The sequence below is a fragment of the Streptomyces sp. NPDC041968 genome (genome assembly GCF_055589025.1).
Window position 1 is genome coordinate 1 of the sequence record NZ_JBVJCB010000009.1, and the last position, 17,685, is coordinate 17,685.

The following is a 17,685-nucleotide window of genomic DNA, read 5'->3' on the forward strand; positions in this document are numbered from 1 at the left end:
CTCCGCCATCGCCTGGGCGAACACCGGCTCCCGCTCCAACAACTCCGCAGCCATCCCCGCCCACTGCGACCCCTGACCGGGAAACACGAACACCGGAGACACCCGCGAACGCGCCACACCCCGCACCACACCCGGATGCGCCACACCCCCCGCCAACGCCCCCAACCCACCCACACGATCCGGCCCCACCACCACCGCCCGGTGCTCCAACACCGCGCGGGAGACCGCCAGGGTGCGCGCGACACCGACCGGGTCGAGGTCGCCGGCGACCTCGGCCAGCCGTTCGGCCTGGCCCCGCAGCGCCTCAGGGGTCCGGGCGGAGAGGATCCAGGGCAGCGCCGTGGTGTCGGCGATGCGCGGCGCGGGCTCGTCGGTATCGTCGGCCCTGCGCTCGGCCTCTTCCTCGGCCCTCCTCCCGCCCCCGTCGTCGGCCTCGTCCTCGGCCGGTGCGGCCGTGGCGTCGGCGCCCTCCAGGAGGAGGTGGGCGTTGGTTCCGCTGATGCTGAACGAGGAGACGCCCGCTCGGCGGGGCCGCTCGGGGTTCTGCTGCCAGGACATGGGGTCGGTCAGCAGCCGGACGTGGCCCTGGGACCAGTCGACGTGCGGGGTGGGTTCGGTGACGTGGAGGGTGGGCGGCAGCTCCCCGGCGCGCAGGGCCATCACCATCTTGATGAGACCGGCGACACCGGACGCGGCCTGGGCGTGCCCGATGTTGGACTTGATCGAGCCCAGCCACAGCGGCTGGTCGGCGGGCCGGTCCTGACCGTAGGCGTTGAGCAGCGCCTGCGCCTCGATCGGATCACCCAGGGTGGTGCCGGTGCCGTGCGCCTCCACCACGTCGATGTCGGCGGCGGCGAGCCGGGCGTTCTCCAGCGCGGCACGGATGACGCGTTCCTGCGAGGGGCCGTTCGGGGCGCTCAGGCCGTTGGACGCGCCGTCCTGGTTGACCGCGGAGCCTCTGATCACGGCGAGCACCCGGTCGCCGCGGCGGCGGGCGTCCGACAGGCGGCGCAGCACGAGGACGCCGGCGCCCTCGGACCAGCCGGTTCCGTCGGCGTCGGCGGAGAACGGCTTGCAGCGGCCGTCGGCCGCGAGGCCTCGTTGCCTGCTGAACTCGGTGAAGATGCCCGGGCTGGTCATGACGGTGACGCCGCCCGCGAGCGCCGTGTCGCACTCGCCGTTGCGCAGCGCCTGCACCGCGAGGTGGGTGGCGACCAGCGAGGACGAACAGGCGGTGTCCACGGTGACCGCGAGCCCTTCGAGGCCCAGGGCGTAGGCGACGCGGCCGGAGACGACGCTGGGCGCGCTGCCGGTGAGCAGGTGGCCCTCGACGCCCTGCGGGAGGGTACGCAGACCGGTGCCGTAGGCGGAGGACGAGGAACCGATGAAGACGCCGGTGCGGGATCCGCGCAGGGACAGCGGGTCGATGCCCGCGCGTTCCAGGGCTTCCCAGGAGGTCTCCAGCATCAGCCGCTGCTGGGGGTCCATCGCGAGCGCCTCGTGGGGGGAGATGCCGAACAGGTCGGCGTCGAACTCGCCCGCGTCGTGGAGGAATCCGCCCTCCCGCACGTACGTCGTGCCGGCGGCGTCGGGGTCGTCGTCGTGGACGGCGGTGTCCCAGCCACGATCGAGGGGGAAGCCGGAGATCCCGTCACGGCCCTCGGAGACCAGGTGCCAGAGGTCCTCCGGGGAGTGCACACCGCCGGGGTAACGGCAGCCCATGCCGACGACCGCCACGGGTTCGCTCCCGCGCGCCTCGACCTCCCGCAGCCGGCGCCGGGTCTGCCGCAGGTCCGCGGTGAGCCGCCTGAGGTAGTCGAGATACTTCTGATTGTCGGCCACTCGATGCCACCTTCTCCGGACCGGCAGTTCATTTTTTCGCGCCGGGAAATCTCGCACAGCTCACACGGGCCGCGTGATGCGAAGTGTTGTGGGTCGCCGAATGATTTCGGGTCCCCCGGGAAAACCGCCCCAATACCGTCGGCAAAAACCCTCACCGAGGCTACGAACGACTCGAAGCCGCGGACAACCCCTAGCCCACCCCTAGGGGGGACGGACCGTGAGGTCGCTCCGGGTGCCCGGGCGGCGGGCCGGGGCGCCGGGAATAACCGGTCCGAGGAAAGGGGTCGTGCCGTCCGAATACGCCGCTCGGCTGGGACCGCGCGGACCGGTCCACGTCATCACGCGACGGCCGTGGAAGGCATTCCTGGAACTGTTCGCGGAATACGTCCGCACTGAACGTGTTCGGGTCGATTCCGGCGCCCGGTGGGTGGGTCACGGGCTCTCCAGCTCGTTGTCGATGAGCGCGAAGATGCTCTCCTCGGTGGCGGAATACAGATCGGCGTCGCGGGCCTCGTCGGCGGTGTCCGGGCCGTCGGGTCGATCCGCCCATCGGGCGAGCAGGGCGCTCATCCTGACCCGTAGCCGGGAGCGGTCGCTGGCGGACAAGTCGTGTGACGCCGCCTCCAGTTGGTCCAGCCCGGCCATCATGGCCTCCGCCGGGTCGTGGGCGGGAGGCACCAGGTCGGCCCCGAGCCGCTCGGCGAGCGCGTCGGGCGTCGGGTAGTCGAACACCAGGGTGGCGGGCAGTCGGATGCCGGTGGCCGCGCCGAGCCGGTTACGGAGTTCCACGGCGGTCAGCGAGTCGAAGCCGAGGTCCTTGAACGCCCGGTCCCGTTCGACGGCTTCCGCTCCGGCGAAGCCGAGCACGGTGGCCGCCTCCGACCTCACCCGGTCCAGAAGCACCTGCGCCCGTTCGGCGGGAGGCAGGGCCCGCAGCCGGTCGGCGAAGCCGGTCTCCCGGGCCGCGGTGGCGGTGCGCCGACGGCCCCGTACCAGACCGCGCAGCAGATGCGGCACGTCGGGGCGGCCGGCGAACCCGGTGACATCGACGGCACCCGGCACCACGGCGGGGTCGGGCCCGGAGAGGGCCTCGTCGAGCAGGGCCAGGCCTTCGTCGGCGGTGAGCACGGGCAGACCGGAGCGGGTGGCCCGCAGGCGGTCGCCGTCGGTGAGCACGCCGAGCATGCCCGCGCCGACGTCCCACGGGCCCCAGGCCAGGGACAGGGCGGGCAGGCCCCTGCCGTGGCGGTGGCGGGCCAGGGCGTCGAGGTAGGCGTTGGCCGCTGCGTACGACGCCTGGCCGGGACTGCCCAGGGTGGCGGAGACGGACGAGAAGAGCACGAACTCCTCGGCTTCGGGCAGGAGTGCGTGCAGAGCGCGGGCCGCGGTGATCTTGGGCGCCAGCACCGGGGCGATCCGTTCGGGTGTGAGGGCGGTGGCCACCCCGTCGTCGAGGACACCCGCGAGGTGGAAGACGGAGCTGACGCGCCGCCCGGCCAGCACCTCGGCCAGGGCTTCGGCATCGGTGACGTCGCAGGCCACGATCTCGACCCGCGCTCCGGCCGCCTCGAGGTCCGACCTCAGCGTGTCCGCGCCCTCGGCGTCCGGGCCGCGGCGGCTGAGCAGCAGCAGCCGGTCCACCGCGCGCCGCTCCACCAGGTACCGGGCGACCGACGCACCCAGAGCACCCGTGCCACCGGTGATCAGCGCCGTGCCGCCGGGCTCCACCGCACGCGGCAGGGACAGCACGACCTTGCCCACGTGCCGGGCCTGGCTCATGAAGCGAAACGCCTCCGGCGCCCGCCGTACGTCGAAGGTCCGCACCGGCGGCAGGCTGAGCACGCCCCGCGCGAACAGAGCCAGCACCTCGTCCAGCATCCGCCCGATCCGCTCGGGACCCGCCTCGCTCAGATCGAACGCACGGTACATCCGACCGGGCACCGAGTCCGCATCGCGTACGTCCGCCTTGCCCATCTCCACGAACCGTCCGCCCGCGGTCAGCAGCCGGACCGAAGCGTCGACGAACTCACCCGCCAGGGCGTTCAGCACCACGTCCACCCCGCGACCGGCCGTACGCTCCGCGAAGACCTTCTCGAATCCCAGGTCCCGGGAGGAGGCCAGGTGCTCCGCGTCCAGCCCGGTCGCGCCCCACTTGCCGGGCGAGGCCGTGCCGTACACCTCGGCTCCCACGTGCCGGGCGATCTGCACCGCCGCCATGCCGACCCCGCCCGCGGCCGCGTGGACCAGCACCGACTCCCCGGCCGACAGACCTCCCACGTCCAGCAGGCCGTAGTACGCCGTCACGAACGCGATCGGAACCGCGGCGCCCTGAACGAAGGACCACCCCTGCGGAAGGGGGGCCGTCAACCGCTCGTCCGCCACCGCCAACGGGCCCATCGCACCGCTGAAGAACCCCAGCACCCGGTCCCCCACGGCCAGCTTCGACACCCCGGGCCCGACCTCCACCACCACACCGGCGGCCTCTCCCCCCAGCTCCACCTCCCCGGGGTACATCCCCAGCACGTTCAGCACATCCCGGAAGTTCATGCCGGCCGCTCGTACCGCCACCCGCACCTGTCCTGCTTCCAGGGTGCCTTCCGCATCGGGCGCGGCCACCAGCCCCACACCCTCGACGGCGCCCCGCGACACCACGCCCACACGCCACGGGCCCTCGGGAGCCCGCAGGGTGCGTTCGGCGAGCGAGGCCAGACGGGCGGCGTACAACCGTCCGTCGCGGACGGCCAGTTCCGGTTCGTCCGCGCCGGGGGTGCTGAGCAGCGCGGTCCACGGGTCGGCGTCGACGTCGACCAGCAGCAGGCGGCCGGGGTGCTCCGACTGCACGCTGCGCAGCAGCCCGCGCACGGCGGCGCCCGCCACGTCGGACAGGTCGTCGCCCGCGTCGACGGCGACAGCGCCCCGGGTGAGCACGACGAGGGTGGCGTCGGTGTCCTCGCGGGCCAGGAACTCCTGGACGGTGGCCAGCATCGCGGTCACCCGGGCCTCCGCGTCGTCGCGGCCGGCGGCGCCGTCATCGCGGCCCGCGGCGGCGTCGCGGCCGGCGTCCGGCGCGGAGGTGACCAGCAGCAGGTCGGCCGAGGCCGAGGCGAGGTCTGACACCCGCGCGCACTCGGCCCCCAGCTCCGAGAGCGCCTCGGCCGCGCAGTACGGGTCGGGGCCCAGGACCGCCCAGGTGCCGGGGGCACGTGCCACGTCGGGGAGCGGAGTCCAGTCCACCCGGTGCAGCGGCCGCGACGGGGCGGCACCCGTCGCGGCGGCCTCGGTGAGGGGACGCAGCACCACTCGTCCGACGGAGACGACGGTCTGCCCGCCGGGGTCGACGGCCACCAGCTCCACCCCGTCGGCGCCGCGGGGTGAGACACGCACGCGGAGCCTGGTGGCGCCGGAGACGGTCAGCGCGATCCGGGACCAGGAGAACGGCAGTCCGGGGGGCCCGGCGGGACCGTCGGACGCCTCCGCCCGCACGGCGAGCGAGTGGAGCGCGGCGTCGAGCAGTGCGGGGTGCAGTCCGAAGCGTCCGGCGTCGGCGTGCGCCGTCTCGGGCAGCTCGACCTCGGCCCAGAGTTCCTCACCCGCTCGCCACACTCCACGCAGGCCCTGGAACACGGGCCCGTAGTCCAGGCCGGCCGCGGCCAGCTCGGGGTAGAGGGCGTCGACCGGCACGGCCCGCGCGTCGGCCGGCGGCCAGGTCAGCTCCGGCACGGCCTGGGGGGTGGTGGTCGCCCGCAGCGTGCCGGAGGCGTTCCTGGTCCACGGCTGCCCGAACCAGCCGGTGTCACCTGAGGTCCGCGAGTGGACGGTGATCTCCCGGTCCCCCTCCTCGCCCGGGGTGCCCACGGTGACCTGGAGCTGGACGGACTCCTCGGCGGTCAGCACCAGCGGTGTGTGCAGGACGAGTTCGTCCACGACGTCGCAGTCCGTCTCGTCGCCGGCGCGCACCGCGAGATCGACGAACACCGTGCCGGGTACCACGATCCGGCCGTGCACACGGTGTTCCGCGAGCCACGGGTGCGTACGGAGGGAGAGGCGTCCGGTGAACAACAAGCCGCCGTCGTCGGCGAGATCCACACCGGCGGCGAGGACCGGGTGTCCGGTCTCCCCCAGTCCGGCGGAGACCACGTCACCGGGGCGTGCCGTCGCCGGGACCGAGGGCCAGTAGCGCTCGCGGGCGAAAGCGTAGGTGGGCAGCTCGATGCGTCGGCCGCCGACGGGGGCGAGCAGGGCGGACCAGTCCACCGCGATACCCCGTACGTGCAAGGTTCCCACGGCACGGAGGAGCGTTTCGGCTTCGTCGCGCCCACGCCGCAGTGCCGGTACGGCCATGGCCTGGTCCAGGAGCGCCGAGGAGGCCGCCGACAGCACTCCGTCCGGACCCAGCTCCAGTGCCGTCCGCACCCCGGTGAGCCGGCCGAGCGCGTCGGCGAAGCGGACCGGCTCGCGCACCTGGCCCACCCAGTACTCGGGGCTGTCGATCGCACCCGGGGCGGTGGTGAGGATCGGGATCCTCGGGGCGTGGTAGGTCAACGCCCCGGTGACGGCGGCGAAGTCGGCCAGCATGGGCTCCATCAGGCGGGAGTGGAAGGCGTGCGAGACGGCCAGGCGCTTGACCCGGATCTTCCGCGCCCGGAGGCGCTCCTCCAGATCGAAGACCGCCTCCGCCCCGCCCGACACCGTCACCGACGTGGGCCCGTTGACCGCCGCCAGGTCCACCCCGTCAGGCAGTTCCAGATCCTCCTCTGCCACCTCCACGGCCAACATCGCCCCGCCCTCGGGCAGCGCGTCCATCAACCGCCCCCGCGCCGACACCAACACGCAGGCGTCGTCCAGTGACAGAACCCCGGCCACCTGCGCGGCGGCCAGCTCACCGATCGAATGCCCCACCAGCACATCCGGGACCACACCCCAGGACTCCACCAGCCGGAACAGCGCCACCTCCAGCGCGAACAACCCCGCCTGCGCGTAGACGGTCCGCTCCAGCAGCCCGGCATCGTCGCCGAACACCACCTCCCGCAACGGACGCCCCACATCCACCCGCGCGCACACCGCGTCGAAAGCCTCCGCGAACACCGGAAACGCCCCGTACAGCTCCCGGCCCATCCCCAACCGCTGCGAACCCTGACCCGAGAACAGCAGGGCCAGGGAGCCGTCCTCCTCGGCCCGTCCGACGACAGCGCCGCCGAGGTTCCGCAGGGCGGCGTCCGCGGTCTCGCTGTCGGCTGCCAGCACCACGGCCCGGTGCTCCAGGGCTCCCCTGGTCGTCGCCAGCGAATGGGCCACATCAGCGATCCGGTGCCCGTCGAGGGCCGCTCGCAGCTTCTCCGCCTGCGCCGGAAGCGCGGTCGCCGTACGGGCGGAGAGCAGCAGCGGGAGCAGCGGGGTGCTGTCGCCGGCCGGGGCTGGTGTTTCCGCGTGCTCCCCCGCGGGCGCGGCCTCCAGCACCACGTGGGCGTTGGTGCCGCTGACGCCGAACGAGGAGACCCCCGCCCGGCGGGGCCGGTCCGTCTCCGGCCAGGGACGTGCCTCGGTCAGCAGCTCCACCGCGCCCGCCGACCAGTCCGCCTGGGGCGTGGGCGCGTCGACGTGCAACGTCCTCGGGAGTACGCCCCGGCGGAGCGCCTCCACCATCTTGATCACTCCGGCCACCCCGGCGGCGGCCTGGGTGTGCCCGATGTTCGATTTCAGTGAGCCGAGGTAGAGGGGTTCCGCACGCTCCTGGCCGTAGGTGGCCAGCAGCGCCTGCGCCTCGATCGGATCACCCAGCTTCGTGCCCGTACCGTGCGCCTCCACCACGTCGACGTCGGAGTACCGCAGATCCGCGTCGGCCAGCGCCCTGCGGATGACGCGTCGCTGGGCGGGTCCGTTGGGGGCGGTGAGCCCGTTGGAGGCGCCGTCGGAGTTGACCGCGCTGCCGCGCACCACGGCCAGCACCCGGTGCCCGTGGCGCCGGGCGTCCGACAGCCGCTCCACCAGCAGCACACCGACGCCCTCGCCCCAGCCGGTGCCGTCGGCGGCGGCGGCGAACGCCTTGCAGCGACCGTCGGCCGCGAGCCCCAGCTGTCGGCTGAACTCCACGAAGGCGGTCGGTGTGGACATCACCGTGACGCCGCCCGCCAGCGCCATCGAGCACTCGCCGGCCCGCAGGGCGCGTACCGCCAGGTGCAGCGCCACCAGGGACGACGAGCACGCGGTGTCCACCGTGAGGGTGGGTCCCTCGAAACCGAAGGTGTAGGCGACACGACCGGAGAGCACGGCGGCCGCGTTGCCGGCGCCCTGATGTCCCTCGCTGATGTCGGGATCCCCGGCGAGCAGGATCGGGTAGTCCTGCCCGTTGGTGCCCGCGAACACGGCGGTGTCGCTGCCGCGCAGGGCGGTGGGGTCGACGCCGGCGTGCTCCAGGGCCTCCCAGGCGACCTGCAGCATCAGGCGTTGCTGCGGGTCGGTGGCTACCGCCTCGCGGGGTGAGATGCCGAAGAACGGGGCGTCGAACGCGGCCACGTCGCCGAGGAATCCGCCCTCACGGACGTACGAGGTGCCCGGCGTGCCGTCGGGTTCGTAGAGACGTGCGGTGTCCCAGCCCCGGTCCTCGGGGAAGTCGGTGATGCCGTCGCGGCCCTCGGCGACCAGCTGCCACAGCTCGTCCGGCGAGGTGACGCCTCCGGGGTAGCGGCAGGCCATGCCGATGATGGCGACGGGCTCGTCGGCGGTGGCGGAGGCCGTCACGCCCCCGTCACCGTCCAGGTGCAGGATGAGGTCGTCGAGGTGTTCGGCCAGCGCGGCCGGGGTGGGGTGGTCGAAGACGACGGTGGCCGGCAGGCTGAAGCCGGTGACTTCGGCGAGGAGGTCGCGCAGCTCGACGGCGGTGAGCGAGTCGAAACCCAGGTCCCTGAAGGCCCTGCGTGGTTCGACGGCATCGGCGTCGTGGTGACCGAGGACGACGGCGGCGCGGGCACGCACCGACTCGACCAGTTCACGCCGTCTTTCCTTGGCATCGAGCGCGGCGAGGCGGACCGCGAACGGGGAACCGGCCTCCGCGTCGGCCCTCCCGGCCGGCTCCTCTTCCCCGTCCTGCGGCAAGGCGCCGGGCAGTCCGTCGAAGAGCCGTTGCGGTCGCGCGGCGGTGAAGGCGGGAAGGAAGCGTGCCCATTCCACGTCGGCCACGACCACGGAGACGTCCCCGCCGTCCACCGCCGCGCCCAGAGCCTCGAGTGCCTTGGCCGGTTCCATGGTGCGCAGGCCGCGACGCCGCAGGTAGTCGGCGGTCTCCTCCGCGCCGGCCATACCGCTGCCGTGCCAGGGGCCCCACGCCACGGAGGTGGCGGGCAGACCCCGGGCGGCGCGACGGGAGGCGAGGGCGTCCAGGGCGGCGTTGGCCGCCCCGTAGGCGGCCTGGCCGCCGCTGCCCCAGATGCCGGAGACCGATGAGAAGAGCACGAAGGCGTCGAGGTCCGCGTCCCGGAGCGCGTCGTCGAGGTGGAGGGCACCGGTGACCTTGGCGGCCAGCACGGTGGCGATGTCGGCTTCACTCGCGTCGTCGAGGGTGCCGAAGTCACCGCTTCCGGCGGCATGCACCACGGCGCTCGGCGGGTGCGCGGCCAGCAGCTCGTCGAGGGCCGCGCGGTCGCTGACGTCGCAGGCGGCGATCGTGACCTCGGTCCCCGCCGCGGTGAGTTCGGCGGCGAGGTCGGTCATGCCCGGGGCTTCGGCGCCGCGCCGGCCGGCCAGTACCAGGTGCGGGGCGCCGCGGCCCGCGAGCCATCGGGCGACATGGGCGCCGAGCGCGCCGGTGCCGCCGGTGATCAGGGTGGTGCCGCGCGGCCGCCAGGGCTCCGCCGGGCGCACGGGTGCCGGAGCCAGTCTCCGGCCGAAGACCCCCTCGGCACGGAGGGCCACCTGGTCCTCGCCCGTACCGACGAGCACGGCAGCCAGTCTCCGTGCGGCTTCCGCGTCAAGGACTCGCGGAAGGTCGACGGCGCCGCCCCAGCGGTGCGGCTTCTCCAGCGCGGCGGCCCGGCCCATCGCCCACAGCTGTGCCGCCCCGGGGTCGACGGCGGAGTCATCCGCACCGGTCGTGACCGCACCTCGGGTGAGTACCCACACCGGGGCACCCTCTCCGCGCACCGCGGCGAGCAGTGCGGCCAGCCCGAGGGACACCTCCGGACGGGCGGGATGCGGCCGGGGGTCGTGTGGGAGGATCAGCCCGTCGACGTCCGGGGCGGGCGTGCGGCCTACGACGACGGTGGCGCCGTGGGCGCCCAGCGCTTCGGCGCACCAGGCGACCAGACTGTCCTCCGGTGCGTCGGGGTCTGCCAGTACCTGCCAGGTCCCCCGCAGTACCGGTCGCCCGGCTTCCGGCAGAGGTTGCCAGGTGACCGCGTACCGCCAATCCGCTGGGTCGGCGCCTTCGGAGGAAGGCGGTACCGCCCAGAAGTGCTCCCGCTGGAAGGCGTAGGTGGGGAGGTCCACGACGCGACCGCCGAGGCAGCCGAAGACCGCCCCCCAGTCGCACCGCACTCCGGCGACGTGGGCCGCCCCGATCCCCGCGAGCAGAGCACCCACACCCTCACTGCCCGCACGCTGCAACGCAACAACCGTCACCTCGGAGTGGTCGGCCAGACACAGCCCCGCCTGCGCCGACAACACCCCGTCCGGACCGCACTCCACGAACCGGGTGACCCCGGTGCCATGCGCCTCACGCACCGCGTCCGCGAAACGCACCGGCTCCCGCACCTGACCCACCCAGTACTCCGGGGTGTCGATCGCACCCGGGGCCGTGGACAGGACCGCAATCCGAGGCGCGTGGTACGTCAACGACCGCGCCACCTCCGCGAACTCCGCGAGCATCGGCTCCATCAGGCGGGAGTGGAAGGCGTGCGAGACCGCCAGCCGCTTCACCCGCACGCCCTGCGTCCGGAGCCGCTCCTCCAGGTCCGCGACCGCATCCGCCGCACCGGACACCGTCACCGAGGCAGGACCATTCACCGCCGCCAGGTCCACCCCCTCGGGCAGCTCCAGCCCCTCCTCGGCCACCCCGACGGCCAGCATCGCCCCACCCCCGGGCAACGCGTCCATCAACCGCCCCCGCGCCGACACCAACACGCAGGCATCGTCGAGCGACAACACTCCCGCGCAGTGCGCCGCGGCTATCTCCCCCACCGAGTGACCCACCAGCACATCCGGCACCACACCCCACGACTCCACCAGCCGGAACAGGGCCACCTCCAACGCGAACAACCCCGCCTGCGCGAACACCGTCCGCTCCAACAACCCGGCGTCCTCGCCGAACACCACCTCCCGCAACGGACGCCCCACATCCACCCGCGCGCACACCGCGTCGAAAGCCTCCGCGAACACCGGAAACGCCCCGTACAGCTCCCGCCCCATCCCCAACCGCTGCGAACCCTGACCCGAGAACAAGAACGCCGTCCCGCCCGAACCCACCTCCCCCCTCACCACACCCACACCCGGCACACCCTCAGCCAACGACCCCAGCCCCGCCAGCAACTCGTCCCGCCCACCGCCCACCACCACCGCACGACACTCCAACGCAGCCCGCGTCGTCGCCAGCGAGAACCCCACATCCACCACAGCCACCTCAGGCCGCGCCACGAGAAACCCACGCAACCGCCCAGCCTGAGCACGCAGAGAACGCTCGTCCCGCCCGGACAGCACCCACACCCCCACAGACGACGAAGAACCCGATCCCTCGCCGACACCCCCCGCCCCCGCCTCCTCAGCCGCAACCCCCTCCAAGACCACATGCGCGTTGGTACCGCTGACACCGAACGAGGAGACCCCGGCCCGACGAGGTTCTCCGGAGTCGGGCCACGACCGGTTCTCGGTCAGCAGCTCGACGCTGCCCGAGGACCAGTCGACGTGCGGGCTGGGCGCGTCGACGTGGAGGGTCCTGGGGAGCACGCCGTGCCGCATCGCCTGCACCATCTTGATCACTCCGGCCACGCCGGAAGCGGCCTGGGTGTGGCCGATGTTGGACTTCAGGGAGCCCAGGTACAGGGGTTCCGTACGCTCCTGGCCGTAGGTGGCCAGCAACGCCTGCGCCTCGATCGGATCACCCAGGGTCGTACCGGTGCCGTGGGCCTCGACCGCGTCGACCTCGGCGGCGGAGAGGCGGGCGGCGGCCAGCGCGTCCAGGATGACGCGGCGCTGGGCGGGTCCGTTGGGGGCGGTGAGCCCGTTGGACGCGCCGTCGGAGTTGACCGCGCTGCCGCGTACCAGGGCCAGCACCCGGTGCCCGTTGCGCCGGGCGTCCGACAGCCGCTCCACGAGCAGCACGCCGACGCCCTCGCTCCAGCCGGTGCCGTCGGCGGCGGCGGCGAACGCCTTGCAGCGGCCGTCACGTGCCAGACCGCGCTGCCTGCTGAACTCGACGAACGCGGCCGGCGTGGCCATGACGGTGACCCCGCCCGCCAGCGCCATCGTGCACTCGCCGGCCTGCAGCGCGCGTACCGCCAGGTGCAGCGCCACCAGGGACGACGAGCACGCCGTGTCCACCGTGACCGCCGGCCCCTCGAAGCCGAAGCTGTACGCCACCCGGCCGCAGAGCACGCTGGTAGCGGTGCCGGTCAGCGCGTAGCCCGCCGCCTCCTCGGCGACGGGGACGCCGACGCCGTAGCCGGAGGTCCCGGCTCCGACGTACACGCCGACCGGACTGCCCTTGACCTCCCTCGGGTCGATGCCCGCTCGCTCGAACGCCTCCCAGGAGGCCTCCAGGAGCAGACGCTGCTGCGGGTCCATCGCGGCGGCCTCGCGGGGCGAGATGCTGAAGAAGTCCGCGTCGAAGCGTCCCGCGTCGTGGACGAAGCCGCCCTGGCGTGAGTACGAGGTGCCCTCACCCCGGGAGTGCGGGTCGTACAGGGAGCCGAGGTCCCAGCCACGGTCGGCGGGGAACTCGCTGATGCCGTCGCCTCCGGCCGACACCAGGTCCCAGAGCGACTCGGGCGAGTCGACCCCGCCGGGCAGCCGGCAGGCCATCCCGACGATGGCGATCGGCTCGTGCCCGGCGACGACCAGCTCTTGGTTGCGGGTCTTGAGCCGTTCGTTCTCCTTGATCAGGGTGCGCAGGGCTTCGACGTAACGTTCGTCGGCGGACGCCGCCATGGTCAGTGCTCCCCGTCGTTGGCTTCGACGAGCTTCAGCAGTGCCTCGCCGTCCAGTTCGTCCACCGCGTGCGCGGTCGGCGCTTCCACGTCGTCGGTCTTCTCCCCCGCCAGTCTCAGCAGGGGTGCGAGCAGTCCGGCCTCCCGGAGCCGGGCCGTCGGTACGGCGGCCAGGGCGGCGCGCACGCGCTGTTCCTCGTCGGCCTCGCCCTCGTCGACGTCCGGGGCGATGCCGCACTCCTCGAGGAGGTGCTCGGCGAGTTCGGCGGGCGTCGGGTAGTCGAAGACCACCGTGGCGGTCAGTGACAGGCCGCTGACCGCGGTGAGCCGGTTGCGCATCTCCACGGCGGTGAGCGAGTCGAATCCGAGGTCCCGGAAAGCGCGGTCGGGTTTGATGTCACCGCCGTGCGCGTGCCCGAGCACCAGGGCGGTCTGCGCTCGCACCAGTTCCAGGACCTTCTCGGACCGCTCGTACCGCGGCAGGGCGAGAAGGTCCGCGCGCAGGTCGCCGGGGGCTCCGGCCGCCTCCGCCCCGTCGGCGGCCGCGCCGCCCTCCAGCCGGACCAGCAGGGAACTGGACCGGGAGGAGGTGAACGTCCGCGCGAACACCGGCCAGTCGATGTCCGCCACGGTGACCGTGGGGGCGTTGTCCGCGACCGCGTCGGCCATGGCGGCGATCGCCAGGTCCGGGTCCATCGCCAGGACTCCCCGACGGGCGAGTTCGGCGCCCGCGCCCTCCGCCATGCCCTCTCCGCCCCAGGCACCGAAGGCGACGCAGGTCGCGGGCGCCCCACGGGACGCCCGCCGCAGGGCCAGGGTCTCCAGCCGGGCGTTGGCGGCGGCGTACGCGGCCTGTCCGGCACCGCCCCAGACGGCGGCGACCGAGCCGAACAGTACGAAGGCGTCGAGGTCACCGCAGAGTGCGTCCAGGTTCTCGGCGCCGGCCGCCTTTCCCGCCTGAGCCGCCGCCAGGTCCTCCTCGGTGAGTTCGGCCAGCCTGCCCAGGTCCCCTACGCCCGCGGCGTGCACCACGGCGTTCGGCGGGTGCGCGGCCAGCAGCGCGGCGACGGCGTCCCGGTCGGAGAAGTCGCAGGAGACCACCGCGGTCTCGGCCCCCAGCTCCGTCAGCTCCGCGACCAGTTCGTCGGCACCGGGTGTCCCGGCACCTCGCCGACCGGCCAGCACCAGTCGTGTGGCCCCGCCGAGGGCCGCCCACCGGGCGACGCGGGAGCCGAGCGCGCCCGTTCCGCCGGTGATCAGGACGGTGCCCTGCGGGTGCCAGGGCGTGGCGGTGACCGGAGCCGCGGTGACCAGCCGTCGTGCGAGCGGTATGTCCCGCAGGGCGACCTGGTCCTCGGCGGTGACCCCGGAGAGGAGGGCGATCAGGGAGGCGTCGCCGACCCCGGTCTCGGGCAGGTCGATCAGCCCTCCCCACAGCGCGGGATGTTCCAGCGCTGCCACCCGACCCAGCGCCCACAGGGCGTGGCCGCCTGCCGCGGGGGGCTCCTCGCCCGGCAGCGCCACGGCACCGCGGGTGGCACACCACAGGCGCGTGTCGGTGTCGGCCAGCGCCTGGACGAGGGCGAGTCCGGTGGCCAAGGCGGTGTCGTCGGCCAGGCCGAGCAGTGACAGCACTCCTGCCCACGGCCGGTCGGAGGAGGAACCCTTCACCAGTGCCCGGAGTTCGGCCGCCGCGTCAGCAGGATCGATCACCTGGAGGTGCGGGTGTCCGCCGCTGTGTCGGATCGCCTCGGCGCAGTCGGCGGCGATGTCCCCGTCCTCCGGGTGCGCCAGCACCAACCAGCCGCCCACGAGAACCGGGTCCACGGGAAGGGAGACCGGCTGCCACTCCTCCCGGTAGCGCAGGCTCCGGGAGGAACAGAGGTCGTGCCAACCCGCCAGCACCGACAACGTGTCGTCGAGCCGCTCCCGTTCCTGGCCGGTGTCCACACCGAGCAGTCCGGCCACGGCGTCCGCGTCACCCCCGCGCACCGCGGCCCAGAAGGCGTCGTCGGCGCCCTGGCCGCCGGCCCCGCCGGTATGGGAGGCGGGCAGCGGCCAGTACCTCTGGTGCTGGAAGGCGTAGGTGGGGAGGTCCACGACGCGACCGCCGAGGCAGCCGAAGACCGCCCCCCAGTCGCACCGCACTCCGGCGACGTGGGCCGCCCCGATCCCCGCGAGCAGAGCACCCACACCCTCACTGCCCGCACGCTGCAACGCAACAACCGTCACCTCGGAGTGGTCGGCCAGACACAGCCCCGCCTGCGCCGACAGCACCCCGTCCGGACCGCACTCCACGAACCGGGTGACCCCGGTGCCATGCGCCTCACGCACCGCGTCCGCGAAACGCACCGGCTCCCGCACCTGACCCACCCAGTACTCCGGGGTGTCGATCGCACCCGGGGCCGTGGTGAGGATCGGGATCCTCGGGGCGTGGTAGGTCAACGCCCCGGCGACGGCGGTGAAGCCGGCCAGCATGGGCTCCATCAGGTGGGAGTGGAAGGCGTGCGAGACCGCGAGCCGCTTCACCCGCACGCCCTGCGTCCGGAGCCGCTCCTCCAGGTCCGCGACCGCATCCGCCGCACCGGACACCGTCACCGAGGCAGGACCATTCACCGCCGCCAGGTCCACCCCCTCGGGCAGCTCCAGCCCCTCCTCGGCCACCCCGACGGCCAGCATCGCCCCACCCTCGGGCAACGCGTCCATCAACCGCCCCCGCGCCGACACCAGCACGCAGGCATCGTCGAGCGACAACACTCCCGCGCAGTGCGCGGCGGCCAGCTCACCGATCGAATGCCCCACCAGCACATCCGGGACCACACCCCACGACTCCACCAGCCGGAACAGCGCCACCTCCAACGCGAACAACCCCGCCTGCGCGAACACCGTCCGCTCCAACAACCCGGCGTCCTCGCCGAACACCACCTCCCGCAACGGACGCCCCACATCCACCCGCGCACACACCGCGTCGAAAGCCTCCGCGAACACCGGAAACGCCCCGTACAGCTCCCGCCCCATCCCCGACCGCTGCGAACCCTGACCCGAGAACAAGAACGCCGTCCCGCCCGAACCCACCTCCCCCCTCACCACACCCACACCCGGCACACCCTCAGCCAACGACCCCAGCCCCGCCAGCAACTCGTCCCGCCCACCGCCCACCACCACCGCACGACACTCCAACGCAGCCCGCGTCGTCGCCAGCGAGAACCCCACATCCACCACAGCCACCTCAGGCCGCGCCACAAGGAACCCACGCAACCGCCCAGCCTGAGCACGCAGAGAACGCTCGTCCCGCCCGGACAGCACCCACACCCCCACAGACGACGAAGAACCCGGTTCCCCGCCACCAGCCAGCGCCCCCTCGGCCTCCACCCCTTCCAGAATCACGTGCGCGTTGGTACCGCTGACACCGAACGAGGAGACCCCGGCCCGGCGAGGTCGGCCGGTCTCCGGCCAGGGGCGTGTCTCCGTCAGCAGCTCCACCGCACCCGCCGACCAGTCCACCTGGGGCGTGGGCGCGTCGACGTGCAACGTCTTCGGGAGCACGCCCCGGCGGAGCCCCTCCACCATCTTGATCACACCCGCCATCCCGGCGGCGGCCTGGGTGTGCCCGATGTTGGACTTGATCGAGCCCAGGTACAGCGGTTCCGTACGCTCCTGGCCGTAGGTGGCCAGCAACGCCTGCGCCTCGATCGGATCACCCAGGGTCGTACCGGTGCCGTGGGCCTCGACCGCGTCGACCTCGGCCGGTACGAGTGCCGCGCTCGCCAGGGCCTGGCGGATGACGCGCTGCTGGGCGGGCCCGTTGGGGGCGGTGAGGCCGCTCGAGGCGCCGTCCTGGTTGACCGCGCTGCCGCGCACCAGGGCCAGCACCCGGTGCCCGTTGCGCCGGGCGTCCGACAGCCGCTCCACGAGGAGTACGCCGACGCCCTCGCCCCAGCCGGTGCCGTCGGCGGCGGCGGCGAACGCCTTGCAGCGGCCGTCGGCGGCACTGCCCTCTTCCAGGCCGAACCCCGCGAACATCATCGGCCCGGACATGACCGTGACCCCGCCGACCAGGGCGAGTTCGCACTCGCCGGCGCGCAGCGCCTGCGCGGCGAGGTGCAGCGCCACCAAGGAGGAGGAGCAGGCCGTGTCCACGGTGACCGCCGGTCCCTGGAGCCCGAAGGAGTAGGCGATGCGGCCGGAGAGAACGCTGCCGGCGTTGGCCGTGCCCAGGTAGCCGTCGAGCGCTTCGGGGTCGACCACCGACGGGTAGTCGTGGTACATCACGCCGGCGAAGACGCCGGTGCGTCCACCGCGCACGGTGCGCACGTCGATGCCCGCCCGTTCGAACGCCTCCCAGGACGCTTCGAGGAGCTGCCGCTGCTGGGGATCGGTGGCGGCGGCCTCCCTCGGGCTGATGCCGAACAGTCCGGCGTCGAAGTCGCCGACGTCGTGGACGAATCCGCCGCGTGGCGCGGCTGACGTCCGTGCCGGGTCCCAGCCCCGGTCCGTGGGCAGCGGGCCGAGCGCGTCGGTACCGGACTCGACGAGTTTCCACAGGTCTTCCGGGGAGCGGACGCCGCCGGGGTACCGGCAGGCCATGCCGATCACGGCGATCGGTTCGCGCGGCCGGTCCTCCAGTTCGCGTACGCGGCGGTTGGCGTCGCGCAGTTGCGTCGTGGCCCGCTTCAGGTAGGCGAGCAGTTTCTCGTGCTGGTCCGGGTCC

Annotated in this window: 2 protein-coding genes and 1 pseudogene; all 3 read right to left on the reverse strand. The window is 73.5% G+C overall.

Going from position 1 to position 17,685, the window contains the following annotated elements:
* Positions 1-1,842 (reverse strand): type I polyketide synthase (locus tag ACZ6EG_RS22005; RefSeq protein WP_391973031.1); only part of this gene is annotated, 1,842 nt, incomplete at its 3' end.
* Positions 1,843-2,274: 432 nt separating this feature from the next.
* A complete protein-coding gene (locus tag ACZ6EG_RS22010) occupies positions 2,275-6,126 on the reverse strand; it encodes an SDR family NAD(P)-dependent oxidoreductase (RefSeq protein WP_469607323.1) in 3,852 nt (1,283 codons plus the stop codon).
* Positions 6,112-17,666, reverse strand: a pseudogene (locus tag ACZ6EG_RS22015) (SDR family NAD(P)-dependent oxidoreductase); the annotation flags it as partial. The gene ACZ6EG_RS22010 and the pseudogene ACZ6EG_RS22015, both read right to left, overlap by 15 nt.
* Positions 17,667-17,685: the final 19 nt, after the last annotated feature.